The 24785-nt window shown below is 59.4% G+C and carries 27 protein-coding genes and 1 tRNA gene; 6 read left to right on the top strand and 22 right to left on the bottom strand.

From position 1 onward, the window contains the following. Nucleotides 1-2: 2 nt before the first annotated feature. From cysT to dibA, 4 genes are all read right to left on the bottom strand, one after another. Nucleotides 3-821, bottom strand: coding sequence for a sulfate ABC transporter permease subunit CysT (gene cysT, locus ACLD1Y_RS19940; protein ID WP_429479547.1), 819 nt, complete (start codon nucleotides 819-821; stop codon nucleotides 3-5). Nucleotides 822-1005: 184 nt separating this feature from the next. Beyond that, on the bottom strand, nucleotides 1006-2016 hold the full coding sequence (locus tag ACLD1Y_RS19935; RefSeq protein ID WP_429479546.1) for a sulfate ABC transporter substrate-binding protein: 1011 nt from the start codon (nucleotides 2014-2016) through the stop codon (nucleotides 1006-1008). Nucleotides 2017-2090: 74 nt separating this feature from the next. Continuing rightward, nucleotides 2091-2273 carry a sulfur starvation response protein OscA gene (gene oscA / locus ACLD1Y_RS19930; protein WP_010565387.1) on the bottom strand — a complete coding sequence of 61 codons (183 nt, stop codon included), beginning with the start codon at nucleotides 2271-2273 and terminating at the stop codon, nucleotides 2091-2093. Nucleotides 2274-2579: 306 nt separating this feature from the next. Continuing rightward, entirely contained in the window at nucleotides 2580-4493 is a 1914-nt protein-coding gene (gene dibA / locus ACLD1Y_RS19925; RefSeq protein ID WP_429479545.1) for a phosphodiesterase DibA, read from the bottom strand. A gap of 166 nt (nucleotides 4494-4659) precedes the next feature. Here dibA and desA point away from each other — a divergent pair, with 166 nt between their 5' ends. Then, nucleotides 4660-5844 carry a delta-9 fatty acid desaturase DesA gene (gene desA / locus ACLD1Y_RS19920; protein ID WP_429479543.1) on the top strand — a complete coding sequence of 395 codons (1185 nt, stop codon included), beginning with the start codon at nucleotides 4660-4662 and terminating at the stop codon, nucleotides 5842-5844. Between the two features lie 187 nt (nucleotides 5845-6031). Next, complete coding sequence (locus ACLD1Y_RS19915; protein WP_429479542.1) at nucleotides 6032-7033, top strand: sensor domain-containing diguanylate cyclase; 1002 nt, start codon at nucleotides 6032-6034, stop codon at nucleotides 7031-7033. Nucleotides 7034-7177: 144 nt separating this feature from the next. Here ACLD1Y_RS19915 and ACLD1Y_RS19910 read toward each other — a convergent pair whose 3' ends face one another. From ACLD1Y_RS19910 to gabD, 3 genes are all read right to left on the bottom strand, one after another. Further along, nucleotides 7178-8386 carry an HDOD domain-containing protein gene (locus ACLD1Y_RS19910; protein WP_429479541.1) on the bottom strand — a complete coding sequence of 403 codons (1209 nt, stop codon included), beginning with the start codon at nucleotides 8384-8386 and terminating at the stop codon, nucleotides 7178-7180. A 139-nt stretch (nucleotides 8387-8525) separates the two neighbouring features. After that, nucleotides 8526-9803 carry a 4-aminobutyrate--2-oxoglutarate transaminase gene (gene gabT / locus ACLD1Y_RS19905; RefSeq protein WP_429479540.1) on the bottom strand — a complete coding sequence of 426 codons (1278 nt, stop codon included), beginning with the start codon at nucleotides 9801-9803 and terminating at the stop codon, nucleotides 8526-8528. A gap of 181 nt (nucleotides 9804-9984) precedes the next feature. Then, nucleotides 9985-11427 carry an NADP-dependent succinate-semialdehyde dehydrogenase gene (gabD, locus tag ACLD1Y_RS19900; protein ID WP_194937528.1) on the bottom strand — a complete coding sequence of 481 codons (1443 nt, stop codon included), beginning with the start codon at nucleotides 11425-11427 and terminating at the stop codon, nucleotides 9985-9987. A 370-nt stretch (nucleotides 11428-11797) separates the two neighbouring features. Here gabD and ACLD1Y_RS19895 point away from each other — a divergent pair. Further along, nucleotides 11798-11874 (top strand) — tRNA-Arg (locus tag ACLD1Y_RS19895). Nucleotides 11875-12100: 226 nt separating this feature from the next. Further along, nucleotides 12101-13108 carry an Abi family protein gene (locus ACLD1Y_RS19890; RefSeq protein WP_429479539.1) on the top strand — a complete coding sequence of 336 codons (1008 nt, stop codon included), beginning with the start codon at nucleotides 12101-12103 and terminating at the stop codon, nucleotides 13106-13108. A gap of 125 nt (nucleotides 13109-13233) precedes the next feature. Here ACLD1Y_RS19890 and ACLD1Y_RS19885 read toward each other — a convergent pair whose 3' ends face one another. The 6 genes from ACLD1Y_RS19885 to ACLD1Y_RS19860 all read right to left on the bottom strand — a co-directional run bounded on the left by ACLD1Y_RS19885 (nucleotide 13234) and on the right by ACLD1Y_RS19860 (nucleotide 17890). After that, on the bottom strand, nucleotides 13234-13827 hold the full coding sequence (locus ACLD1Y_RS19885) for a hypothetical protein (protein ID WP_429479538.1): 594 nt from the start codon (nucleotides 13825-13827) through the stop codon (nucleotides 13234-13236). After that, entirely contained in the window at nucleotides 13824-14396 is a 573-nt protein-coding gene (locus ACLD1Y_RS19880; protein ID WP_429479537.1) for an RNA polymerase sigma factor, read from the bottom strand. Before ACLD1Y_RS19880 ends, ACLD1Y_RS19885 begins: the two co-directional genes overlap by 4 nt. Before the next feature lie 22 nt (nucleotides 14397-14418). Next, nucleotides 14419-16062 carry a vWA domain-containing protein gene (locus ACLD1Y_RS19875; RefSeq protein WP_429479536.1) on the bottom strand — a complete coding sequence of 548 codons (1644 nt, stop codon included), beginning with the start codon at nucleotides 16060-16062 and terminating at the stop codon, nucleotides 14419-14421. Nucleotides 16063-16170: 108 nt separating this feature from the next. Continuing rightward, nucleotides 16171-16821 carry a DUF799 domain-containing protein gene (locus ACLD1Y_RS19870; protein WP_429479535.1) on the bottom strand — a complete coding sequence of 217 codons (651 nt, stop codon included), beginning with the start codon at nucleotides 16819-16821 and terminating at the stop codon, nucleotides 16171-16173. Then, a complete protein-coding gene (locus ACLD1Y_RS19865; RefSeq protein WP_429479534.1) occupies nucleotides 16818-17180 on the bottom strand; it encodes a DUF4810 domain-containing protein in 363 nt (120 codons plus the stop codon). Before ACLD1Y_RS19865 ends, ACLD1Y_RS19870 begins: the two co-directional genes overlap by 4 nt. A gap of 29 nt (nucleotides 17181-17209) precedes the next feature. Further along, a complete protein-coding gene (locus tag ACLD1Y_RS19860) occupies nucleotides 17210-17890 on the bottom strand; it encodes a CsgG/HfaB family protein (protein WP_429479533.1) in 681 nt (226 codons plus the stop codon). 280 nt (nucleotides 17891-18170) lie between these two features. Here ACLD1Y_RS19860 and ACLD1Y_RS19855 point away from each other — a divergent pair, with 280 nt between their 5' ends. Then, entirely contained in the window at nucleotides 18171-18782 is a 612-nt protein-coding gene (locus ACLD1Y_RS19855) for a hypothetical protein (RefSeq protein ID WP_429479532.1), read from the top strand. 3 nt (nucleotides 18783-18785) lie between these two features. Continuing rightward, nucleotides 18786-19373, top strand: coding sequence for a hypothetical protein (locus ACLD1Y_RS19850; RefSeq protein ID WP_429479531.1), 588 nt, complete (start codon nucleotides 18786-18788; stop codon nucleotides 19371-19373). 35 nt (nucleotides 19374-19408) lie between these two features. On the opposite strand, the gene lepB is transcribed toward ACLD1Y_RS19850, so the two are convergent. The 9 genes from lepB to ACLD1Y_RS19805 all read right to left on the bottom strand — a co-directional run bounded on the left by lepB (nucleotide 19409) and on the right by ACLD1Y_RS19805 (nucleotide 24732). Beyond that, nucleotides 19409-20197, bottom strand: coding sequence for a signal peptidase I (gene lepB / locus ACLD1Y_RS19845; protein ID WP_429479530.1), 789 nt, complete (start codon nucleotides 20195-20197; stop codon nucleotides 19409-19411). 51 nt (nucleotides 20198-20248) lie between these two features. Next, nucleotides 20249-20653 carry a hypothetical protein gene (locus ACLD1Y_RS19840; protein ID WP_429479529.1) on the bottom strand — a complete coding sequence of 135 codons (405 nt, stop codon included), beginning with the start codon at nucleotides 20651-20653 and terminating at the stop codon, nucleotides 20249-20251. A 48-nt stretch (nucleotides 20654-20701) separates the two neighbouring features. Next, entirely contained in the window at nucleotides 20702-21199 is a 498-nt protein-coding gene (locus ACLD1Y_RS19835; protein WP_429479528.1) for a hypothetical protein, read from the bottom strand. 22 nt (nucleotides 21200-21221) lie between these two features. Further along, nucleotides 21222-21779 (bottom strand): hypothetical protein, encoded by a 558-nt coding sequence (locus ACLD1Y_RS19830; protein WP_429479527.1) that lies wholly within the window; start codon nucleotides 21777-21779, stop codon nucleotides 21222-21224. 5 nt (nucleotides 21780-21784) lie between these two features. Then, nucleotides 21785-22024: a hypothetical protein gene (locus ACLD1Y_RS19825; RefSeq protein ID WP_429479526.1), complete on the bottom strand. Its 240-nt coding sequence runs from the start codon at nucleotides 22022-22024 to the stop codon at nucleotides 21785-21787. Nucleotides 22025-22030: 6 nt separating this feature from the next. Beyond that, the gene (locus ACLD1Y_RS19820) at nucleotides 22031-22849 is read right to left on the bottom strand and encodes a hypothetical protein (RefSeq protein ID WP_429479525.1); all 819 of its coding nucleotides are present in this window, start codon (nucleotides 22847-22849) and stop codon (nucleotides 22031-22033) included. Nucleotides 22850-22880: 31 nt separating this feature from the next. Continuing rightward, on the bottom strand, nucleotides 22881-23315 hold the full coding sequence (locus ACLD1Y_RS19815) for an SMI1/KNR4 family protein (protein ID WP_429479524.1): 435 nt from the start codon (nucleotides 23313-23315) through the stop codon (nucleotides 22881-22883). Between the two features lie 38 nt (nucleotides 23316-23353). Then, the gene (locus ACLD1Y_RS19810; RefSeq protein WP_429479523.1) at nucleotides 23354-24019 is read right to left on the bottom strand and encodes a hypothetical protein; all 666 of its coding nucleotides are present in this window, start codon (nucleotides 24017-24019) and stop codon (nucleotides 23354-23356) included. An 80-nt stretch (nucleotides 24020-24099) separates the two neighbouring features. Beyond that, on the bottom strand, nucleotides 24100-24732 hold the full coding sequence (locus tag ACLD1Y_RS19805; protein ID WP_429479522.1) for a hypothetical protein: 633 nt from the start codon (nucleotides 24730-24732) through the stop codon (nucleotides 24100-24102). Nucleotides 24733-24785: the final 53 nt, after the last annotated feature.

Below are 24785 nucleotides of genomic sequence, written 5' to 3'. Positions count from 1 at the left end.
CCTTATGGACGTTCGATGCGCCGCTGCAACAAGTTGATCAGCAGCAGCAAGACAAAGGAAACCACCAGCATCAGCACACCAATGGAGGTGGCGCCGCGGTAGTCGTATTGGTCGAGCTTGACCATGATCAGCAGCGGCAGGATCTCGGTTTTCATCGGCATGTTGCCGGCGATGAAAATCACCGAGCCGTACTCACCCACGCCTCGGGCAAACGCCAGGGCAAAACCGGTCAGCCAGGCTGGCAGCAACGCCGGCACCAGGATGTAGCGGAACACCTGCAGTGGCTTGGCCCCCAGGCAGGCGGCGGCCTCTTCAATTTCCCGGGGGATATCGGCCAATACCGGCTGCACCGTGCGCACCACGAACGGCAGCGTGACGAACGTCAGCGCCAGGGTGATGCCCAGCGGGGTGTAGGCGATCTTGAAGCCCAGGTCAGCGGCGAACTGGCCGACAAAACCGTTGGGCGTGTACAAGGCGGTCAGCGCGATACCGGCCACGGCGGTGGGCAGGGCGAAGGGCAGGTCGATCATCGCATCGATGACCTTGCGGCCGGGGAAGGTGTAGCGCACCAGCACCCAGGCCAGCAGCGTGCCGATCACGCCGTTGATCAGTGCCGCGTACAGCGCGGTGCTGAAGCTCAGCTTCAAGGCCGCCAGCACGCGCGGTGCGGAGATGATGTTCCAGAACTGATCCCAGGTGAGTTGAGCGGCGTGTACAAACATCGCCGCCAGCGGGATGAGTACGATCAGGCTGAGGTACACCACGGTGTAGCCCAGCGTCAGCCCGAAGCCGGGTATGACGGGGGAGATACGACGCGACATAAGAGTCCTTGGTTAGGGGAGCAGACATGCAAAACCCGCAAACGAATGCGGGCTCCTAATCCCTGTAGGAGCGGGCTTTATGTGGTGAGCGAGCTTGCTCGCGCTGGAGTGCGAAGCGCTCCCAAGCTTCTGGGCTGCTTCGCAGCCCAGCGGGAGCAAGCTCCCTCGCCACAACAAGCCGCTCTTACTGGGCGGTGTAGATCTGGTCGAACACGCCACCGTCGTTAAAGAATTTCGGTTGGGCAGTTTTCCAGCCGCCGAAGTCTTTGTCGATAGTCACCAGGTCCAGTTTCGGGAACTGCGGGGCGTATTTGGCGGCCACTTTTGCATCACGTGGGCGGTAGAAGTTTTTCGCCGCGATCTCTTGGCCAGCTGGGCTGTACAGGTGCTTCAGGTATTCGGTGGCGATTTCGGTGTTGCCCTTTTTCTCGGCGTTCTTGTCGACGACGGCCACTGGCGGCTCGGCCAGGATCGACAGGGAAGGCACGACGATATCGAACTTGTCGGCGCCGCCGTCTTCTTTCAGGGCCAGGAACGCCTCGTTTTCCCAGGCCAGCAACACATCACCCTGACCGTTGTTGACGAAGGTGATGGTCGAACCGCGAGCGCCGGTGTCCAGCACAGGCACGTGCTTGAACAGCTCTTTCACGTATTCCTGGGCCTTGGCTTCGCTGCCACCGGCTTTGAGGCCGTAGGCCCAGGCGGCGAGGAAGTTCCAGCGCGCACCGCCGGAGGTTTTCGGGTTCGGGGTGATCACGGAGACGTCTTTCTTGATCAGGTCGCCCCAGTCCTTGATGCCTTTAGGGTTGCCCTTGCGCACCAGGAACACGATGGTCGAGGTGTACGGGGTGCTGGCGTCCGGCAGGCGGGTCTGCCAGTTTTCCGGGAGGGTTTTGCCCAGCTTGGCGATTTCGTCGATGTCGCCGGCCAGGGCCAGGGTCACCACGTCGGCGCGCAGGCCGTCGATCACGGCGCGGCCTTGTTTGCCCGAACCACCGTGGGATTGCTGGATTTTTACGTTGTCACCGGGGTGGGACTGTTTCCAGAAGGTGGTGAACTCTGCGTTGTAGTCCTGGTACAGCTCACGGGTCGGGTCGTACGAGACGTTGAGCAACTCGTAGTCCTTGGCAACAGCGGAACCTGCAAACACGGCGCTGGCCAGGGCGGCCAGGGCGTAACGGCGAATCGACGACATAGAAGCTCCTGAAAATTCTGGGTGTTGGCTTTTTCTTATAAGTGCGGGTCTAGCATGCGAATCGCCGTTGCTGCTTACGCCGGTTTGTTGCCCGGGTTCTGCAGACGGAATTTTTCTTTGCGTTCAATCTGTACCACTTGGGCGTTATGCACAGTGATTTCCACCGCGCCAAACCGCAGATCGCGCAATGCGCTCTGGATCTCACGCAAAATGGCTGCTTCGTCCTGGCCGTCGACGCTACGTAGAGATGCGCTCATGGTCTCGCTCCTGAAATGAAATGTGCGTGCCGTGCAGTGGCGGCACTGCGTGTGGCGTGAGGGCGATAGTAGATAAGCGCGGATATTCTTAAAAATACTATTTAAGAATGTTTATATAACCAGAAAGAATTTTCTGGTGGGACGTGGGGTTGCGCGCGGGTTTAAGGCGATGACGCTGCAATTAAGCGTTGCATAGATTCAAATGTGGGAGCGGGCTTGCTCGCGAATGCGGTGGGTCAGTCGCCAAATGTGCTGACTGAACCACCCCATTCGCGAGCAAGCCCGCTCCCACATTTTGGCCACATTTCAATTCTGGATTGGGGGGGCTCGGTTCCAATCGATTTCACTCTCTGGCACCGGCCGCCCAAACCAATACCCCTGCCCCAGATCGCATTCCTGCTCCAACAGGAACCGCGCCTGCTCCACCTGCTCGATCCCTTCGGCGTGCACCTGCATACCCATGCTTTTGGCTAGGGCGATGACCACGCGCACAATCGCCGCATCGTCCTCATCCCACGGCAACCCGGCGACAAAGCCCTGGTCGATCTTGAGCTTCTGCACCGGCAGACGCTTGAGGCGCAGCAGTGAGGAATAGCCGGTGCCGAAGTCATCGATAGCCAGGCGCAAGCCCAGTTCGCGCAGGCGGTGCAGTTGCTCCAAGGCTTCCTCGGGGTCGTCCATCACTGCGCTTTCGGTGACTTCCAATTCAAGGTAGGCCGGGTCCAGGCCGGTGTTGTGCAGCACCTGGGCGACTTGCCCGTACAGCTCGCGCCGGGCGAACAGGCGGCTGGAGACATTCACCGCGATAAAACTCAGCGGCGCGCCCTGCGCCAGCCATTGGCACATCTGGCGGCACGCCTGGTCCAGCACCCAAGCGTCGATATCGGCGATCAAGCCGGTGCGCTCGGCGATGGGGATAAATTCCCCCGGCGGCACCAGCCCGCGCTCCGGGTGCTGCCAACGTACCAGCGCTTCGACGCCGACCAGGCGGCTGCCATGCAGGTCGTGCACCGGCTGGTAGTAGACACGCAGCTCTTGCTGCTCCAGGGCGCGACGCAGTTCGCTGGCGATCTCCACGCGGTTCTGGGCGTGGGCGGTGAGTTCTTCGGTGTACAAGGCGTAACCTTCGCGCCCGACGCTCTTGGCCTTGAACAGCGCAGAGTCGGCATTGCGCAGCAGTTGTTCGGCGCTCAGGGCATCGCTGGGGAACAGGCTGATGCCGATGCTGGCACTGATAAACAACTGATGGCCGTCAAAGATGAACGGCTGCTTCATCGCCTCCAATATCCGATGGGCCAACGCGGCGGCCTGCACCACCTGTGGACAACTTTCCGCCAGCACCGCGAACTCATCGCCCCCCAGGCGAGCCAGGGTCACTCCAGGGCCGAACAGAGCCTGGAGCCGCTCGCCCACCAACTTGAGCAACTGGTCGCCCACGTTATGGCCGAGGCTGTCGTTGATGATCTTGAAGTGGTCCAGGTCCAGCAACAGCAGGGCGCAACCGCGCTTGTGGGTTTGCGCAGAGGCCAGCGCCTGCTCGGCACGGTCGGTGAACAGCAGGCGGTTGGGTAGGTCGGTGAGCGGATCGTGGTGCGCCAGGTGGGCCAGTTCGTGCTCGGAATCCTTGATGGCGCTGATATCGGAAAAGACTGCAACGTAGTGGCTGACCTGGCCCTGGTCATCGTGAATCACGCGGATGGTTTGCCACTGTGGATAAATTTCGCCGCTTTTGCGTCGATTCCAGATTTCACCGCTCCATTCGCCGGTGCGCGCCAGGCTCTGGAACATCTGCTGGTAAAAATTCGACGAATGGCGCCCTGATTTGAACAGGCTGGGTAGCTGGCCCATGACATCTTCGCGACGGTAGCCGGTGATCTCCATAAAAGCCCGGTTCACATGCACGATCAGCCCCTTGGCGTCGGTGACCAGCACGCCTTCACGGGTGCAATCAAACACGGCGGCGGCTTGGCGCAGGCGTTCGCGGTTCTCCTTCAAGGGCTGTTGCAGCAGGTTGGCGCGGGCAAACCGCGCGCACAGCAGGTAAATGGCCAGGGCGCTCAGGGCCACCCATACGTAACCGCGCACCTGTAACCAGTGCCCCAACTCGCGCGGCTCATCGAGAAAGTTGATCAATACGTGGTTGCTGAGCTGGAGCCACACAATGGAAACCAGCAGGTATACCAGCCCCGCACGCAGGGCACCTCGGTATGAAAACAGCATATGGTCAGTAATCCTTACCAAAAAAACAGCATCGCCCTACAAAGGCTGCGGATTATAGAATAAGAAACATCCAGTCACTCCTATCTGAAAGGGCGGCTGGTTTTCTGTGCAGGCTTAGTGATAATGCGTGAGCTGTTTTTTTCTTTATCTGAGGGCCATACAGCCTATGTGGTACAACGGTTTTCTTGACCTGTCAGCCTGGCAACTGGTGGCGGTCACTCTGTTGATGACCCACGTGACCATCGTTGGGGTCACCGTCTATCTGCACCGCTATTCAGCCCATCGCTCCCTGGAGCTCAATGCCGGCCTGAAACACTTCTTCCGCTTCTGGCTGTGGCTGACCACGGCGCAGAACACCCGCGAGTGGACCGCTATCCACCGCAAACACCACGCTAAATGCGAAACCGTCGACGACCCCCACAGCCCAGTGATCAAGGGCCTGTCCACGGTACTGCGCAAAGGCGCCGAACTGTACCGCGCCGAAGCGGAAAACCCCGAGACCCTGCGCATCTACGGCAAAAACTGCCCGGACGACTGGATCGAGCGCAAAATCTACACCCCCTACCCGCTGCTGGGCGTGGCGATCATGGGCGTGATCGACCTGCTGCTGTTCGGCACCATTGGCATCACCATCTGGGCGATCCAGATGATGTGGATCCCGTTCTGGGCCGCCGGTGTGATCAACGGCCTGGGCCATGCCGTGGGCTATCGCAACTTCGAATGCCGTGATGCGGCGACCAACCTGGTGCCGTGGGGCATCATCGTCGGTGGCGAAGAGCTGCACAACAACCACCACACCTACCCGAACTCGGCCAAGCTGTCGGTGAAGAAGTGGGAATTCGACCTGGGCTGGGCCTGGATCAAGGTGTTCAGCTGGCTGCGCCTGGCCAAGGTGCAGCGTGTGGCGCCGATTGCCCACCGCGTCGAAGGCAAGGGCCACCTGGACATGGACACCGCCATGGCGATCCTCAACAACCGCTTCCAGATCATGGCCCAGTACCGCAAGTTGGTGATTGGCCCACTGGTCAAGCAAGAGCTGGAAAAGGTTGATCATTCGGTGCGCCACCAGTTCCATCGTGCCAAGCGCCTGCTGTCGCGGGAAACCAGCCTGCTGGATGACCGCCACCACCTGCGCATCCAGAGCATGCTGGAGCACAGCCATGCGCTGAAAGTGATCTACGAAAAGCGCCTGGCACTGCAACAGATCTGGCTCAAGACCAGTACCAATGGCCACGATATGCTGGCAGCCATCAAGGAATGGGTGCATGAAGCCGAGGCCAGCGGCATCCAGTCCCTGCGGGACTTTGCCCATCAACTGAAGACCTATTCGCTGCGTCCGGCAGCGGTCTGACGGTGCGGCGGGAGGGCTTGCCTTCCCGCCCATCAGCTTTTTGACGTCATTTCTCGGACATCGGCAATCGGTCCCGTTGACGGAACTTCACCGCAATTCCCCTCTCTCAATGAACACTTCGCCATCATGGTGGCCCTTGTAGTGACCGCTGCTCCATCCTGCGGCGCGCCCAGAGAGAGTTGTGCCGATGGCTTCCGAACAGCCCTACTTGACCGATCCCCCTACCGCCGAACATCCACGACCGGCAGCAGCTGCAACCCTGCTGGCGTTGATGCATGCCCAAGGTGAAGTCGAACGGCTAAGCGAGCGCGAACAGCTGCTCAGTTCGCTGCTGGTGAGTGTCAACGCGGTGCTGTGGGCCATTGATTGGGAAACCCGGCGCGTGCTGTACGTAAGCCCGGCCTATGAGCGCGTGTTCGGGCGGTCTGCCGGCCTGTTGCTGGCCGATCATCGGGAATGGCGCAACAGCATCCACCCCGAAGACCTCGACTACGCCGAACACAGTCTGGCCCGTGTGCTGGAGTACGGCAGCGTGGAAGACCGCGAATACCGCATCATTACCGCCGACGGGCAGATCCGCTGGCTGAGCGACAAGTGCTACGTCAACCAGCAAGTGGTGCCCGGCGAGCCAGTGATCGTCGTCGGCATGGCCGAGGACATCACCGAGAAGAAACAGCTGGAGCTCGAACTGCATCGCCTGGCCACCACTGACGTGCTGACCCAGACCAGCAACCGGCGACACTTCTTCGAATGCGCCAACCAAGCCTTCGACACAGCTTGCGTCCAAGGCACCCCGCTGGCCTTCCTGCTGCTGGATATTGATGACTTCAAGGACGTCAACGACACCTACGGCCACTTGGAGGGCGATCAGGTGCTGCGACGTATCGCCGAGAGCGGGCGCGGCGTATTGCGCCGTGGCGATCTGTTCGGGCGCATCGGCGGCGAAGAGTTCGCCGCCGTCTTGCCCGGTTGTGCACCGGAGATGGCATTGCAGGTCGCCGAGCGCCTGGGCAGGGAGATTCAGGACCTGCATTTCAGCTATGAGGGGCAGGACTTTACCGTGACCATCAGCCAGGGCCTGGCGAGCCTGCGCGAAGAAGACTCGACGCTGGACAGCTTGTTCGCCCGCGCCGATGCGGCCATGTACGAGGCTAAGCGCCAGGGCAAGAACCGGGTGGTTGCGGGCTAGGGCCGGTCACGTCCCGTTGGTTCAGCGCATATCCCATGTGGGAGCGGGCTTGCTCGCGAAAGCGGAGGGTCAGTTAGAACATCTTTGACTGACAGACCGCATTCGCGAGCAAGCCCGCTCCCACATTTGGATCTCTGCACCTTCCTAGGATTTTCGCACCCGAGTGAGCTCCGACAACCCCACTTTGAGCAGTCGCGCGGTCTTACCGGCGGCCAGTGTTTCAAGCCCCTCATGCTCGGTAAGTCGCGCCATCTGCGCCGCCAGGTTCACCACCAGCGCATCCCGGGCATACACCCCACCTTCCAACGAATAGATCGCCGCGATCAACTGACGCAACTCCAACGGCAAGCGCCAACGCGCCCGCAACGCCGAACCATAGGCCGCGCCGAAGGTGTAGAGCGACTCACCAATTACCTCGTCATCCAACGCCCCGCCGCCCTGGCGCCAGCCTTCAAGGCAGCGCAACAACGCCAGGTCCCCCAGCCTGTGCAGGATACCGGCGCTGTAGCAACGTTCATGGTCCAGCTCCAGCATGCGCGCCAAGCGCCGCGCGTAGTCGGCCGTGTCCTGGGACAACTGCCAATGCCGCTCGGCGTAGGCCACCAGCGCCGGATCACCCAGCACCACGTTGTGCTTGAGGGCCAGGCCCAGGATCAGGTTCATGCTCTGCCCGGCAGCCAGCTTGTGCAACGCCGCTGGCAAAGTTTGCACCGGCGTACCGTGATGACCGGCACTGTTGGCGGCGGCGATCAGCACTGCGGTGATCTGCGGGTCCATGCGTACCTGGTCTTCCAGGCGCTTGAGGTCCAGGCCTTCCGGCCCGAGGCTGCGTTGTACGGCGGCCTTCACGTCGACCCGCAGCGGCGCGCCATCAGAGGCCTCGCGGCGGCGCTCAAGGAACACCGGCAGGGTCGTGCCGGGCGCAAGCGGCGGTATCTCGCAGTACACGCTCTCGCCTTCGTTCAGCAGCAGGTCTTGCAGGCGCTGGGTCAGGCTTTCCATGTTCAGGGGTTTGGTCAGGTACGCCGTAGGCGCCAGGGGCAAGGCTTCACGCACGCTGGCGCTGTCATTGCGACTGCTCAGCAGAATGAACGGCAACGCGGGCGAGCGGCGCTTCTGGCGCACAGTGCGCAGCAGGTTCAGGCCATCGATGCCCGGCAGCTCCCAATCGGCCAGGATCAAATCGTAGGCCTTGTCCCGCAGCAACGTCGCCGCTTGTTGGCCGTCGGCACACACATCCAGCCGCGCATCGCAGCGCACGTTCAACAACACTTGCTTGAGCAGATCCCGCGACCAAGGGTCCGCCTCGGCAATCAGCACTCGGGGTACAGCGGGTAAATCAACAGCAGTCATCCAGCACGCTCCATCGGCAATGCTTGCACCTTAGTCAATGGAGCGGCCTACGTACAATGAACAGGGCCTGAATGTGCTGCATCGGGCACAAAAAAACCCGCCGAAGCGGGTTTTTTCTGTCGACCAGGTCAGCTTCGGCTTACAGCTCCGAGAAGCACTCTTCGATGATCGCCAAACCTTTGTCCAACTGCTCGTCCGGCGAGGTCAGCGGCACCAGTACGCGCAACACGTTGCCGTAGGTACCGCAGCTCAACAGGATCAGGCCCTTGTCACGCGCCTTGGCCACCACGGAGGCGACGGCAGCAGCGTTTGGCTTGTGGGTGTCGCCATCGTCGAACAGCTCGACCGCGATCATCGCGCCCAGGGCACGTACTTCGCCGATGATCGGGTACTTGGCCTGGATGGCTTTCAGGCCGGTGACCAGACGCTCGCCGACTGCCTTGCAGCGGTCCAGCAGGTGCTCTTCTTCGAACACTTCCATCACCGCCAGCGCCGCCGCACAGGCGATCGGGCTACCGGCGTAGGTGCCGCCCAGGCCACCTGGGGCGATGGCGTCCATGTATTCAGCCTTGCCGCACACACCGGCCAGCGGGAAGCCGCCAGCGATGGATTTGGCGAAGGTGGTCAGGTCGGCGGCAACGCCCATCTGTTCCATGGCGAAGAAGGTGCCGGTACGGCCGGCACCGGTTTGCACTTCGTCGGCGATCAGCAGGATGCCGTGCTTGTCGCACAGTTCGCGCAGGCGCTTCATGAACGGTTTAGGCGCGACGTAGAAACCGCCTTCGCCCTGCACGGGCTCGATGATGATCGCCGCGATATCACGGGGTTCGGCATCGTTTTTGAAGATGCGTTCGATGCTGGCGATGGAGTCGTCGTCGCTCACACCGTGCAGTTCGTTCGGGTACAGCGCGCGGAACACACCGCCTGGCATCAGGCCCATGCCTGCCGAGTACGGCACGACTTTACCGGTGAGGCCCAGGGTCATCATGGTACGGCCGTGGTAAGCGCCGGTGAAGGCGATTACGCCGGCACGGCCAGTGGCGGCACGGGCGATTTTCACGGCGTTTTCTACCGCTTCGGAACCGGTGGTGACCAGCAGGGTTTTCTTGGCGAAGTCGCCTGGCACCTTGGCGTTCACTTTTTCGCACACTTCAACGTAAGGCTCGTAGGCCAGTACCTGGAAGCAGGTGTGGGTCAGCTTGTTCAGCTGCTCGGTCACGGCCGCGATGATTTTCGGGTGCACGTGGCCGGTGTTCAGCACGGCGATGCCGCCGGCGAAGTCGATGAACTCGCGACCTTCAACGTCGGTCACGGTGGCGTTTTTTGCCGATTCAGCGAAGATCGGGTGGATCTGGCCAACACCGCGCGGTACAGCGGCTTCGCGGCGTTTCATCAGGGATGCGTTGGTCTTGCTCATAAAGTCCTCATTCGCCACTCATCGGGTGGCGTGGTCCAAGGCATACGTGGGGGGAGGAGGCGGCGGCAGCATGCGATGATCGACTGCCACGGCTTTCCCGGCCACTACGAATAACGGGGTGAAACACGCAAAGGGTCAGCGCTCTCGTGCCCTTTGCGTTTGTTGCAATCTCTTACAGAGCTTAGATGCCCAGGCAGAGGTATTTGATTTCCAGATAGTCCTCGATCCCGTACTTGGAACCTTCACGGCCCAGGCCCGAGGCCTTGATACCGCCGAACGGCGCCACTTCGTTGGAGATCAACCCCGTGTTAACGCCGACCATGCCGTATTCCAGGGCTTCAGCCACACGGAACACACGGCCCAGGTCGCGAGCATAGAAGTACGATGCCAGGCCGAACTCGGTGTCGTTGGACATCGCGATCACTTCGGCTTCGTCTTTGAAGCGGAACAGCGGCGCCAGTGGGCCGAAGGTTTCTTCCTTGGCAACGGCGGCGTTTTTCGGCACGTTGGTGAGGATGGTCGGTTCGAAGAAGTTGCCTTCCATGACCTTGCCGCCAGCCAGCAACGTGGCACCTTTGCTCAGGGCGTCGGCGATGTGTTCCTGCACCTTGGCCACGGCTTTTTCGTCGATCAGCGGGCCAGTGGTGGTGCCGTCTTCCAGACCGTTGCCGATCTTCAACTTGGCCACGGCCACTTTGAGTTTTTCGGCGAAGGCGTCGTACACCGAATCCTGGATGTACAGGCGGTTGGCGCAGACGCAGGTTTGGCCGTTGTTGCGGTACTTGGAGATGATCGCGCCTTCGACGGCCTTATCCAGGTCGGCATCGTCGAACACGATGAACGGTGCGTTACCGCCCAGTTCCAGGGAAACCTTCTTGATGTCCTTGGCGCATTCGGCCATCAGTTGGCGACCGATTTCGGTGGAGCCGGTGAAGGACAATTTACGCACGATCGGGTTGCTGGTCAGCTCGCCACCGATGTCGCCGGCGCTGCCGGTCACAACGCTCAGCACGCCCTTAGGGATGCCGGCGCGGTGCGCCAGTTCAACCAGGGCCAGGGCCGAGAATGGGGTTTGCGAAGCTGGCTTGATCACCATGGTGCAACCAGCGGCCAGGGCCGGGCCGGCTTTACGGGTGATCATCGCGGCCGGGAAGTTCCACGGAGTGATGGCAGCGGTCACACCGATTGGCTGCTTGATCACGATCAGGCGCTTGTCGGGTTGATGGCCAGGAATAACGTCGCCATAGATGCGCTTGGCTTCTTCGGCAAACCACTCGATAAAGGACGCGGCGTAGACAATTTCGCCCTTGGCTTCGGCCAGCGGCTTGCCTTGTTCGAGGGTCATCAGGCGCGCGAGGTCGTCCTGGTTTTCGATCAGCAGTTCGAACCAACGGCGCAACTTGTTGGCGCGCTCCTTGGCGGTCAGTGCACGCCAGGCCGGCAGGGCCTTGTCGGCGGCTTCGATGGCGCGGCGGGTTTCAGCGGCGCCCATCTTTGGCACGGTGCCGAGAATTTCGCCCGTGGCAGGGTTGTTGACCTTGATGGTTTGACCGTTGTCCGCGTCGACCCAAGCGCCATCGATAAAGGCTTGCTGGCGGAACAACTGGGCATCTTTAAGCTGCATGTCGGCTTTCCTTAACAGCACCGCGCGCACGCGGAGCGAATTAGAGTTGTTGAAAGGCGCCTTGTGGGCTGCCGTCAGGGAAATCAGCCCCAGCGCGCGAAGGAAGGAAATGGCGCACGGGACACGGAGCGTTTGAAATCTCAAACGAATCCTAGGATCAATGGGGGTACAGGGCAATAGTCTGTTCGAAAAAAAGAACGAAAACGCGACTTTCACCGAAACTTTCTGATCAACGCGTCTAAGCCCGGTTCCACCGCATTGACCAACGGCCCCCGACGCAGGGCCTTGGCGTGGCAAATTCCTACGTTGGAAGGCCCAAAGACCGGCATGGACGCCCAAGGTCGACATGGGTATGATGTCGCCCGCACAAGCATCCGTAGCTCAGCTGGATAGAGTACTGCCCTCCGAAGGCAGGGGTCGTGGGTTCGAATCCCGCCGGGTGCACCAGATACAGATGAAAAAGCCCCAGGTCGAAAGGCCTGGGGCTTTTTTGCGTTTGGATTAAGGCATCTTTGTCTCTGAATGCTTCCAATAAGGGTGAGGACCAACCCAACGAGGTACATTGCCCGCCGGTGGCGAGAGCAAAGATAGCGACCAAAAATTGAGGGTTACTAGCTCAACCTCAATAAAAAAATAATAAAATCTGCCATTCGGCAGCCAAGGTGATTTATCAATGGCACAGGGTTATCCAAAACCTTGGCAGAGCTATCGAGAACAACTCGATCTGGTCATCGCGCGCGGCATGTATGTTACTGACCAAGCGAAGGCCCTTGAGTACCTGGAACGTATCGGCTACTACCGTCTCAGCGGTTACTGGTTCGCCTTTCGCGAGCGCACAGAACTCTGCTGTCCGCTACTGCAGTACAAAAACCAAAAGCCTGCTAAAACGAAACCTGCGCGTATCCCCCTCGATACCTTCAAGGCGGGTACTACCTTCCAAAATGCAATCGATCTTTATGTCTTTGACAAAAAGCTTCGTCTCTTGACCCTGGATGCGCTGGAACGCATAGAGATAGCTCTACGAGTGGATATCTCCCATGCATTGGGCAAACACAACAAATTCGCTTACCTGATGCCAGAGCTATTCCATGAGAGTTTTTCCGTAGAACTGGATGGAAAGACCGGCCTAACAAAGCACCACGTATGGGTCGGTAAACACGCAGCATTGATCAACCGCTCGAACGAAGATTTCATCAGACATAACAAAGAAAAATACGGCTTACCTTTGGCAGTTTGGGTCGCGTGCGAAGTTTGGGACTTTGGAACTCTATCGACCCTTTACTCAGGCATGAGTGAAAACGATCAGGATCAGATTTCCAAGGCGTACGGGATCACAAATGGAAGAGTTTTCGCCACCTGGTTGCGCAGCCTGAACTACTTGCGAAATGTGTGCGCTCACCATAGTCGCCTCTGGAATCGCAACATCATCGACCAACCAAAACTACCGCCAGTAGAGCAAGTGCCTTCGCTGTCAGCGTTCCATGATGATGCGCACCGACGCGCTCGACCATTTATGTTGCTGTGCATGACTCACCATCTAATGCGAGCCATAAACCCATCGTGCACCTGGGGAAAGCGCTTACAGTTACTGATGGAAAAGGATTTCCCCGACTTGCACCATCTTGATTTGAATTTGGAAGGCATGGGCGCCGATCGTGATTGGCAGGAGCGCGACTGGTAAATGATAAATCACAGGCAATAAAAAACCCCTGAGCAGTCTCAGCGCCGAAGCGCATCAACCGACAGGGGCCGTGTTGCGTGGAATTATAAAGATTGATAAGCGCTCGTCAACTGACGCCGGAGAGCCTAATGATTACGCGCCTCTTCCAGCCGCGCGGGCAAATCTTCACCGGGAAAGCGCTCATGCAACGCCAGCAGTTTCTCATCCGCCGCCTTGGTCTCCCCTGCCTCACGCAACCTCAAAATCTCCTGCAACCCCTCCTCCAACGTAGGCAATACCACCGGCGCACGCTTATTCAGCTTGGCGCTCGACTCATCCGCCATCGATCCCATGACCTGTGCACGCTCGACCTTGGGCGCAGCCGCCATCCGGGCCACTGGCGCAGGAGCGGACATCACCGGAGGTGGCGGGCTGGCGGCCTCTTCGTGGAGGGCGGAGAAGGTCGCTGTGGATATCTCCTGTTGCGGTACAGGCTCGCGCATCACCACGCCAATCATCAACGCCACACCCGCCACCGTGGCAAATGCCATTTGCCACCGTGGCCGTTGGCAGGCGTGCAGCCAGCGTTGCCACAGGCTCGGTTGCGGGGCCGGGGCTTCCCGGCGGGCGGTGGTGAGGATGAAGGCGTCGAGGGACGCGGGCGGCTCGCCGCTGCTGTTTTGACGAAAGTGCTGTAGGAGCAGGTCGTCGGGGTCTGGGGTATGTCGAGAGTCGGTCATGCGGGTATCTCCTCGGCCAGCAGGCGGCGCAGTTTCTGCTGGGCGTAACGCAGGCGGCTTTTTACGGTTTCCAGCGGGGCGCCGGTAAGCGTGGCGATTTGCGGCACTTCGAGGTCGCCGTGCAGGCGCAGCAGGAAAACTTCGCGCTGGTCTTCGGGCAAGTCTTGCAGCGCGGCGTCGAGGCGAGCCTGGTCGCGGCTCAGGCTCAGTTGCTGCTCAGGCCCGGCGCTGTCGTCGGGCTGGGCGTGCAGTTGTTCGTCGTAGCTGTCATGCAAGGGGTTGTGGATACCATGCTTGCGCCAGTAATCGATCAAACGGTTGCGGGCAATCTGGAACAACCAAGTACGAAAACTCGCCCGACCCTGTGGCTGGGTGGCGCTGCGGATCAGGCTGAGCCAGGTTTCCTGGTAGATCTCCTCGGCCAGTTCGGCTTTGTTGCTCAGGGACACAAGGAAACGGTACAGGCCCTGGCGGTGCCGGGCGTACAGGGCTTCGAACGCGGCAGTGTCGCCGGTTCGGTAGCGAGCCAGCAGCGATTCGTCGCTGGATAGGTCGTCTGGAGCGGGCATATCGTTGGCTAACTCCCTTTATTCACGGTTTGGCCGCAGCCTTGAGGCTCTGGGCCAGCTCTACCAGTTGCACAAACTCATTGCGCAACCCGAACGGGTCATCACCCCGGGCCGAGCGGGCCAGTGCAGCGGTGTCCTGCAGGCTCATGTTGCCAGTGTAGCGGCCATCACCTTTGAGCTGTTGGGCGAAGGCAGCCACGGCGGCGGCAAAGCGCAGGTCTTCGCTGGGTTGGGCGGATGCGTTGCTGATCGGCCGCTCAATCAACTTGCTGCCGCCGCCCGCCGCAGGCTTGTAGCGCACCCGCAGCATCGCCAGCTCCGTAGATTTACTTTCCGCAGCGGGCGCAGCGGCATAACGCAACGGCTCCAGCCAACCCTTCTCTCCCTTAGGCACAATTTCGTACAGCGCGGTCACCGTATGCCCTGCGCCGACTTCGCCGGCATCGACCTTGTCGTTGTTGAAATCCTCACGCTTCAACGCGCGGTTTTCATAGCCAAGCAGGCGATACTCGCTGACCCGCGCCGGGTTGAACTCCACTTGCAACTTCACGTCCCGCGCCACCACCGCCAAGGTCGAGCTAAGTTGGTCCACCAGCACCTTGCGGGCTTCGCGCAGGTTGTCGATGTAGGCGTAGTTGCCGTCTCCAGCATCGGCCAGTTGCTCCATCAGGTGTTCGTTGTAGTTATCCACACCAAAGCCCAGGGTGGTCAGGGATACGCCACTTTTGCGCTGCTCGACGGCCATTTGCTTGAGGCTATCGAAGTCGCTGACACCCACGTTGAAGTCACCATCGGTGGCCAGCAAGATGCGGTTGATGCCCTTGTCGATAAAGCCTTCGCGGGCCATCTGGTAAGCCAGTTCGATACCGGACGCGCCTGCCGTGGAGCCGCCGGCGGTGAGTTGCTCGATGGCATTACGGATCTTGGCCTTGTCGCGGCCCGAGGTGGGCTTGAGTACCACACGGGATTCACCGGCGTAGACCACCAGGGACACACGGTCCTGGTCGCGCAGCTGGTCCACCAGCAATTTCAGGGTGCTTTTCACCAGCGGCAAACCTTCGCGGCGGTCCATGGAACCGGACACATCCACCAGGAACACCAGATTGGCTGGTGCCAGATCCGCTACGGCACGGTCGGAGGCCTTGATGCCGATACGCAGCAGTTGGGTGCGTGGGTTCCAGGGTGTGGCGGCGACTTCGGTGGTGACGCCAAACGGCGAGCCATCGGTGGGCAACGGGTAACTGTAGGGAAAGTAGTTGACCATTTCCTCCAGTCGCACAGCTCCCTCAGGCGGCAGGCTGCCCTGATTGAGGAAACGTCTTACGTTGGCGTAGCTGCCGGTGTCGACGTCGGCGCTGAAGGTGGACACCGGCGTCTCAACCACGCGATGCACCGGGTTGTCCGGCAGGTTTTCGTACTGTTCGCGGGGCTCGCTGCGGTAGTCCATCGCCGCCGACTCCTGCATCCTCATCGGCGCGGGCATTGCCATGCGTTTAGCCAAGGCCCCTTGTACCGGCGCGCTGTGCAGCTCGGTTGCCGGTACAACCACGGAAGGCGGCTTGGCCTCCTCATGGGAAGAAGGCAGCCCACAGCCGGCCAGCGTTACCAGCAAGGTGACGGTAAAGCCCTGGACGGCAGGACGCAGGAAGAGCAGAGGACGGGACATGGGCTGAACCTCGTGAATGAATGATCCGTTCACAAGGTCAGACGCAAGGTAGCCAGGATTCGGGTTAACCCCAATTCCGATAACACCACATTTGATGGGTGGTGTTGATCAGTCAGTGCCGTATTTCGGGTTGCGCGGGCCGTACAGAATGCCCGTGCGTTGCCCCGGCGACAGCAGGCGTGCACTGGTGATGCCGGCAATCGGGTGAGCCGCATCGGTGGAGCTGTTGATCACTTGCTTGACCGCTGCGGTGATCAGCATGCCCACCAGGCCGCCGCCGTTGTTGTTGCCTTCCTCGCTGGAGGCGCGGGCCGAACCGGTCCACAGGGTGGTGCCGGTGCGCAGGTCCACCAGTTTGGCCGAGGCCGTCACGGCGGTGTCGCTGGCGATCAGCATGTACTTGGTGCCGTACTCGGTCACAGTGATATACAGCGCCGCGTCCGCACCAAAAATGTCATGCAGCTTGGTCGGTGGCAGGGCCTGGATATCGTTGGCGGTGGTCAGACCGTTCTGGCGGAAGGTTTCGTCCACCAGGGCGATAGGCAGCACGTAGTAGCCGGCTTCGGCCAACGGGTAGGTGACTTGCGAGACCAGGCTGTAGGACGCCTGCACTTCCGGCGACTCATTGAGCGGCGGCAGTACCAGGATCGACTTGGGCCGTGCCTGTTTGTACGCCGTGTAGTCAACGGTCTTGGGTGCGGCGCAACCGCCAAGCAACGCCAGGGCCAGCAAGGCGCCGGTGATTTTCAACAGGCTCATTTAGTGGCGACTCCGGTCTTGGCGTTTTTCAGCAAAAAGTCCATGTACGCAGTGGACTCGGGGAACAACGCCTTCTCGGTGCGAAACTCCTGCACCATCTGGTCATCCTTGCCCATGCTCAGGTACAGCATGCCCAGGTGGGCGTGGTAGCCCGGCGGGGCCTTGCGGCCACTGGCGTTGATCTTTTGCAGATCCCGCTCCAGCGCCTCGACCTGCGCTTCCTTGGGCTCGCCCTTGAAGTACTCGTAAACCTGCGGCTGGTAGCTTTCCCACTGATACAGGGGTTGGGGCGCCGTATGGCACCCGGCGACTACTGCGCTTGCTGTCAGCATCAGCGCCAACTTGACTGCCTTGCTCATCCTTGTACTGCTCCTTGAGGTGCTGCTGATCAGTTGCGCGGGTTCCAGGCGCCGGCGTTGATGCCGTCGACGAGGCGGTTGATGGCTTCGCGCATGGCCAGGTCCAAGACCTTGCCATTGAGGGTGGAGTCGTAGCTGGCGGTGCCGCCGAAGCCGACCACTTCACGGTTGGACAGGGCGTACTCACCGGCGCCTTGGGTGGAATACACCACTTCGGAGGTGCTGATGTTGACGATATTCAACGCGACTTTGGCGTAAGCCACCTGGGTCTTGCCACGGCCGAGGATGCCGAACAGCTGGCGGTCGCCGGTTTCTTTGCGACCGAACTCGGTCACGTCGCCCGTCACCACATAGTCAGCGCCCTTGAGCTTCTGCGCGGTGCCTTTGATCGCAGCTTCCTGGGAGATTTCGCCCATGTTGTCGCGGTCCAGCACGCTGAAGCGGTTGGTCTGTTGCAGGTGGGTGATCAGGATGGTCTTGGCCTGGCCGCCGAGGCGGTCAACGCCGTCGGAGAAGATGCCGCGCATGTAGCTGGAGCGGTTATCGAACTTACCCACGGCAATCGGCACGCGCACGCCCGAATAGGCGACGCTGGCGCTGGCCACTTGCTCAACCGGCAGTGCGCGATTGCTCTCCGTGGCGCAACCGGCCACGGTCAACAGCGCGGCGCCGGTAAGGCCCGACAGCAGGATTTTGGACAGTGTTTTCACATGAAGCTCCTGGAGTGAAAGATCTGGTGCGGCCAATCAAACTGGCGGGATGACGTATGGCATGGAGGGTCGAGGATAAACGAAGAGAAATATGGCGGGCCCGCGCATATCTGGTGTCATCCCTGAGAAGTATCGTGTTTTAAACAATCGCGGCATTTTACGGAGTTGAGAGGGCTTCTCAAGCTGTTTTACACAGGCCCATGCGCTGGCGCACATTCCTCAAGTTCTGCACAACCCGGTCGAGACAGTAATTTGGTTCGTTCATTTATAGGGAAATAGTGTGTTGAAAACCCTCTTCCGGGCGACGGCGCTCGCCGCTGCATTGTCCATGACCGGCTGTGTGTCCTACACCGTCACCGGCCCCATCGGCGCCCCGTCCCACCCCGCTGCCACCACCAGCGCGCGCAGTGCGCAAATCGCCGATGTGGCGGTGACCGACACCGACGTTAACGACGCCAACAAGACCGCAATCAGCCGCTCTCTTACCGTGCAGCTCAATCAATACGTGCGCAGCGCCGGCTACTTCAAGCAGGTCACCGAATACCCCACGCGCCTGGGTGAAGACGATGTACTGCTCAAATTCAACATGACTTCCCTCAAGGGCCACCGTGGGCCGCACCCAGGCTACTTCCCCGGTGCGTTGCTGACGCTGACCATCTGGATCTGGGTCAACGGCCCGATCTACGTCGACACCTTCGACGTGGCCGGCAACCTGGTGATCGTCGACCGTAACGGCAAGGAACTGGCCAGCGCCAAGGAAGAGGTGAAGTTCGAACGCAACGTGGGCCTGTACGGCCGCGAATATTGGGCGCCGACCATGGGTGCCAAACAGCTCAATGAGCTGGTGACCCAATTGCTCGATTCCGCCACCGCCAAATTACCCAAGGAGTAACCCATGAAAGGATTGATCAAGCACAGCCTGGTGCTCGCCGCGGTCTTGCTGACCGGCTGCGTGTCCTACTCGCAACACGAATTGCCGGCCGTGCAAACCTGGCCGCCAACCGCCAACACAGCGGCGCAAAAACCGACGGCGTACGTACGCACCACCACGCTGAACCAAGCCAACGGCGGCCCGGCCAATGCTGCAGCCGGCAAACCGGCGGCGCTGTGGGAAAAAGCCGTGGCCGATTCGTTTCGCCAGTCCGAGCGCTTTTCGCGGGTAAGCACAGACAAGGTCGATTCGGACATCTACGCCGATGCCACCCTGTACAACAACGAACAGTTCAGCGTGGCCTCGGCGATCATCACCGGCGCGACGTTCTTCATCATCCCGACCACGGCGAAGAACGTCTTCACCCTGGAAACGGTGTTCAAAGACAAAGACGGCAAAGAGCTGGGCCGGGTCAAGAAGAGTGAATCGGTGCGCACCTGGATGCACCTGGTGCTGATCGTCGGCATCCCGTTCCAGACTGACGGCCGGGAAGTGGTGGAAGCGCTTACGCGCAGTACGCTGGATGAGGCCGTACAGCGCAAGCTCTTGTAAACCTGTGATGAGCGGGCCAAGCCCGCTCATCACAATCAGGGAAAGCGGGTGCCAATGCGCGGCCGCTCTTCGGAAAACCAGATCCCCGTTACCTTGCCCACCACATCCTCAACCGCTACCTGCCCCATGAAGCGGCTGTCATTGCTGTTGTAGCGGTTATCGCCCAACAGATAGACGTTCCCCGGCTCGACCTTGACCGGTGCCAGCGTCATCGACGCCGGGCCTTCGACCCGATCTGCCGGGGCATGGAACAAGCCGAGGTTGTCGCCGTTGTGAATCAACTCGCCGTTGACGATCGCCAAGGTGTCGCCGCCCACACCGGCCACGCGCTTGACCGCTTCGGTGCCGTTCCAGCGGTACACCACGATATCGCCGACCTTGGGTGCGCCCATCTTGAGATCGACCACGATGTAGTCACCCACTGACACTGTCGGCGCCATCGAACCGCTTGGGATGTAGTAGGTCTTGAACCCCATCAACGGCACCCGAAACACCTCCATCAACATGAAGGTGATCACGATCAGCACGCCCACATACAGCGCATGGAAACGCTTGCGCGGCACATCCGCTGGGCCGTTATAGCGACGGGCCAACCTCGCCGACACGATCGCCGAAGCGAGCTTGACCGCAACAATGAAGCCGAACAGCACATACAGCCCGACAGGTGAAGCACTCAGGCCAAACACACCGAGCAACACCACACCGGTGTACATAAATGCCGCGACCCAAATGGCCCATTTGATACGGCCGACGTAGACCAGCCCCCAGCCCGCCACCAGGCAAGACATCAGGAAGGCTAGAAGGGGAAATTTCCCAGGTTTCATGGATCATCCTTGTAAAGCGATTGGAAAAAACTGTGCATCGACGCAGCACGCTCAGATCAGCTGCTTTTCGATCTCTTGCCTTAAAAAACGTGGCTCCGGCGTCGTTGCATAACGCTGCGCTATTTCAAAGGGGTCAATGACTTCAGTGTTTGCCCCCTCACATGAAAAGTCGCCGACCACGTACCTGGCGAAGGATGGGGACAAGGGATCTAGATCCACCAGCCAGTAGCCGCCCAGCAGGGAAATCAGATACTCGCCGATGTAATAGCCGATACGGGTCACCAACCATGCCCGGTTTTCTTCGCTGATCACCGCGTGTTGAAGACCACGGTCCAGCAGCGGCAAAAACTTGTTGGGTTCAATCAAGACCTCGTGCGGCTGATCAAACCCGAGCGCTTTACAGAACTCATGCAGCACCGGCAAACGCTCGGCCCTGAAGGTCTCAAACTCAGTCATCCGTCGAGCCAGTAGCTCGTCTGCCTTTTCCACACCACACCTCGCCACTTATTTTTGAGCGCTCTGGTTAACCGCGCGACACTTCCACACAATCGCATAAGGCGGCTCATCGTCCACGTCGTCACGCGAACGAAAATGATAGGTCGCGTCGGCGTTTTCCAGGCTTCGATGAATAAAATCGCCGTCGGACATCACACGGTAGGAGGCGTGCTCCATCACCATCCCCACAGCCGCCAAGGCACGTTTTATTTGACCGTAGGTGGGCGCAGCGCCATTTGGCAGTAACTCAACCGGGGGCGCGCCGAGCGCCAAATCGTCAGCTTCGACGTCGAACGAATAGGCTCGTCGAAATGCCGCCTCACTGACCGCCCAAACACATGACACCAATACCAGCCGCTTTTGCCCGCTCTCGATATGGACATCAGCCAGGCAATATTGAGTCTCTGAAACTTTGTAGACGCCCTCGTCGATGAGGGATAGCGCCTGCTCGGACACGTCAACGTCACTGCCCGCTATAAGTGCACGCAACACAGACCATTGAATCATCATCCGCCCCCTGCGCCCGGCCTCATGGAATGCCCTTGATCAATTGCATCCAGTAATCGTAAGTCTGTCTAAGTCGACCGGCGGCCTTCGAGCCGTCGGCAATGCCGCTGGCAAAGGCCTGCGCAACCCGCACGGGATTGGTGGGCAGGTTGCCCGCGCTGGACACCACGGGCTGACCGTAATCGGCTTGCCGCTTGCTGCCGTTCAACGCGTGCCAACCCAGTGGCGGGTTATTTCTGACCGCCACTTCGCCGTAGTACATGCCCACTGCGACAGCCAAGGACGCTACGTCTTCGAACCCCGTTTCAACAGCAGGTGAGCGCTGCGCGCGCTCACGAACCCGCGCAGCAAACCATTCGCCCAAGGCATCCAGGGATTCTGGAGAAAAGTCCGCGCCCCACTGCTCATACCCGAGGGTTTGCCAAACCGACTGAATCAACTCGTCGAGGCAGTAGGGTTTATTGAGCATGAATGCATCAAAGAAAACCTTGAGTTCATTGGGCGTCGCCGCGGCAAACGCTGAAGTCAGCGGCGAATAGGCCGTAGGGTCCAATTGCCCATCTGTCAGGTCATTTTTCATAGGCGCTAGCAGTCCCTGCGCCCGGCCAAAAAATCTTTTACGTAGCTCCATTGGCTGACAGTCCAGTAGAGGGTCAACACCACAGACAGCGGCGCACCGATCCAGAAATACACCCAAGCGTCGGAGGTCTTTAACAGCACGCCGACAAAGCCGGAAACCAGCACGGCCACAAATAAACTAACGCCGTAAACAACGCTAAAAAGGCCTAACGCCAAAGCAAACTTTCGCAAGGGAATAACGCTCATCACGGTTTAGTACCCCCCCGCACTGACATCTGCCACCGACAACCAATAAGCCACAACCGCATCGAATCCTCGGTCGTCAGCCCGTGCCTGCAACGCGACTAGCGCTTGGCGTGCATCGGTGATCGACCAGCCGGTGGAGTTCAAGGTCAGCCACGCATAATCCAGGCGGCCGGCGCTCAGGTAGTCGTCGAACAGCGGCTTTTTCTCGCGATCCGGATCAAACCACGCAGGCAACTGCCCATGGGCGGCCATGGGCATCGGCCGGTCGAGGATTTCGAAGGAGCAACTGGTTTCCCACCAGTCCCGGCCTGAGTCGAGCGGGTTGGGGAAGTCGCCGGTGTAAGGCGCCGCGCCGTCGACGATGCTTTCCAGCGATGTCTTCTGGCTGAACAACGCAACGTTGGCAAAGCCCTGGGGGTCGTCGCCGGTTTTCAGCGACTGCGCCTCCAGCGCTGGCAGGCAATCAAGCCCTACCGCTTGGGCAAATTGCTCTAGCTCTGGGGTGACGCCGTCTTCCACGCCGATGGACATCATGGCCAGAACGCCCATCAATTGCGCAGGGGTGCGCGCGATCTCGACCGTCATGTGCTCGCAGGCCACGTACATCTTCACGAAGCAGGGCTCACGATCAATAAACCAGTGCTTCCAGTACCCGATATAGAACGGGCGAGATCCGCTACTCCATAACGCAATCAATGCAGGCGGGAAGCCGTACCACTGGGCAGGCGTATCCAGTGTGAAAATCGGCGGGCTGATGCGCCCTTCTGCACAAGCCAGCAGCGTATCGGGTAACGCCAGTGCTTCGAGTGCGGCTTTAACATTCATGGGGTTACCTGTGCACCTGGTCTTTCAACCACTAATTGGCAGCGCGCCATTCAACCAAGGCGTTGATATACGTCAACTTCTCCAGGATGAAGTCAGAGAAATTCGAGGCGACGGGTTCGATTTCGTCCAGTTCACAACTGATTTGCACCACCTGCCAACCCTTTTTTGAATTGAACGCGTAGAGCAGATCGCTCTGGTTACCGCCGAAAACATAAAGCCCGTCGCCACCTGCTATTTCACGACCCGAGAGCGTCGAATAGTGCTCGGGGCCGTCATCCAGATGAAAAGCGGCGTCCAGCTCACCAAAGCCGAAGGCTGAAAGAAAAGCCAAATAGTCGCTGGGGACAGCGGTGTGGTCTGGCTCATCAACGCGGCTTAACACAGCACTCGCATCGCCAATGGCGTAACCGAAGTTGCCCTCATACTGTTCAGAGGACTGGATAGCCTTAATCAAGGCTTCGAACACGTGCTTATTCTTCATCTTGACTGATTCAATTTGATGACTTAACTCAGAAGGTCTTTCAATCGTTCGCCCGCACGCATCAGTTCATCACTGGACAGTGGTCTGTCGCCAATAATGATCAAGACGCCCCGCTCGAATTCGGCAACGTTATCCACATGCCCGTCCAGGCATTCAACGATCTGCTGAGGCGTTTTCGCGAACGCGCGGGCGCACAACTCCTGATCGAAATAGTTAGCAGCGTCTATACGAAAAACGCCATCGCGCCCGTTCACGTCTTTACCTGTGGCGTCACACGCCTCAACGACCATGGGCCAGTCACGTCGGGTGACGCTCCAATCATGCAATGTCGCGCGGTAGGCGCCAAACGCTTTGATATAAGCGGGAAACACCCGCGCCAACAGGTCTGAGTAATCGAGTTTATTACCGAAAAACTCAATGAACAGCGTGTCATCAAACTGGGCATCGTCTTGCAGGTATTGCTGATTTCGCAAGGCGTAGGTCACTCGACCTTTAACGCCCGCAGGCAGTTGCTTGTCCAACGACACCGAGACCACCAGCTCGCCTCCAATATCCGGCACTTGCGGCGTACCCGCCAGATCCCACGGCGCCCCCAGACCAGACAACTGCGTGAGGAAATGGGTGTGTTTTTCTTGTATAGGTTCTGCACAGTTGGGCCTGTGTCGAAACCCCAGCCTGTAATGAGTCATGAATGCGCCACCTTTACTTCAATGCCTCTTCAAGCATTGAACTTATCGTCCGTTCACCCTAGAGCGGATCGCCCCAACGCTTATTTCCCGCTCAATTTAAATTCATCTAACGTCTTGTGTGCTTTTCGCAAAAAATCGCTGGCGAATTCGTGATCCACCTTGAGCAAAAGATTCAAAACATCATAAATCTTCCACCCATGCACACTGGGTGCTTGCGCGATCAAGCACAAATGCTCACGCAAGGCCGGAACATACTCAAAGAACTTCTTGTCCTCTACCAGCCAGAAAAACCCGGAGATTTCAAACGGACGACTATTCGATAACTGAATGATCTTTTTAATCGGTTCAACCATCTCGGCTCTTGCGGCCTCTCCCGCTCCCCTGTCCGATAAGCGAGCAAAGTACCCAACAAGCGCGGCCAATCCAAACTTGAATGTTTCGTCATAGCCATGCAGCCTATGGACTTCAATCCCCTCGAATTCGTGCGGAACGCAGAATGCTTCCGAGAGTGACTTCAACCCCTCTCTGTATCCCCAACTGGTCAGCAACCTTGATGCAGAAAATTTTATGTTGGGGTCGTCGCAACTCAATAACTCAAGGACACCTTCCACTCTACTAGCCGGTATATCCTCAGGGTCTAAATCCGTGGCATCAACCGCATAATCTGCATGCACAGGGACAAAATGCAGTCGTTCGTATACGTCCTTGTTCATTCCAGACACCTATCTCTTTTCAGGACCTAACCCTGCCTGACACTCCCGAGCCT

The organism is Pseudomonas sp. 18175 (genome assembly GCF_050432925.1).
In the GTDB taxonomy this organism is placed as follows: Bacteria; Pseudomonadota; Gammaproteobacteria; order Pseudomonadales; family Pseudomonadaceae; genus Aquipseudomonas.
This window is presented reverse-complemented; position numbering and strand designations above follow the sequence as displayed.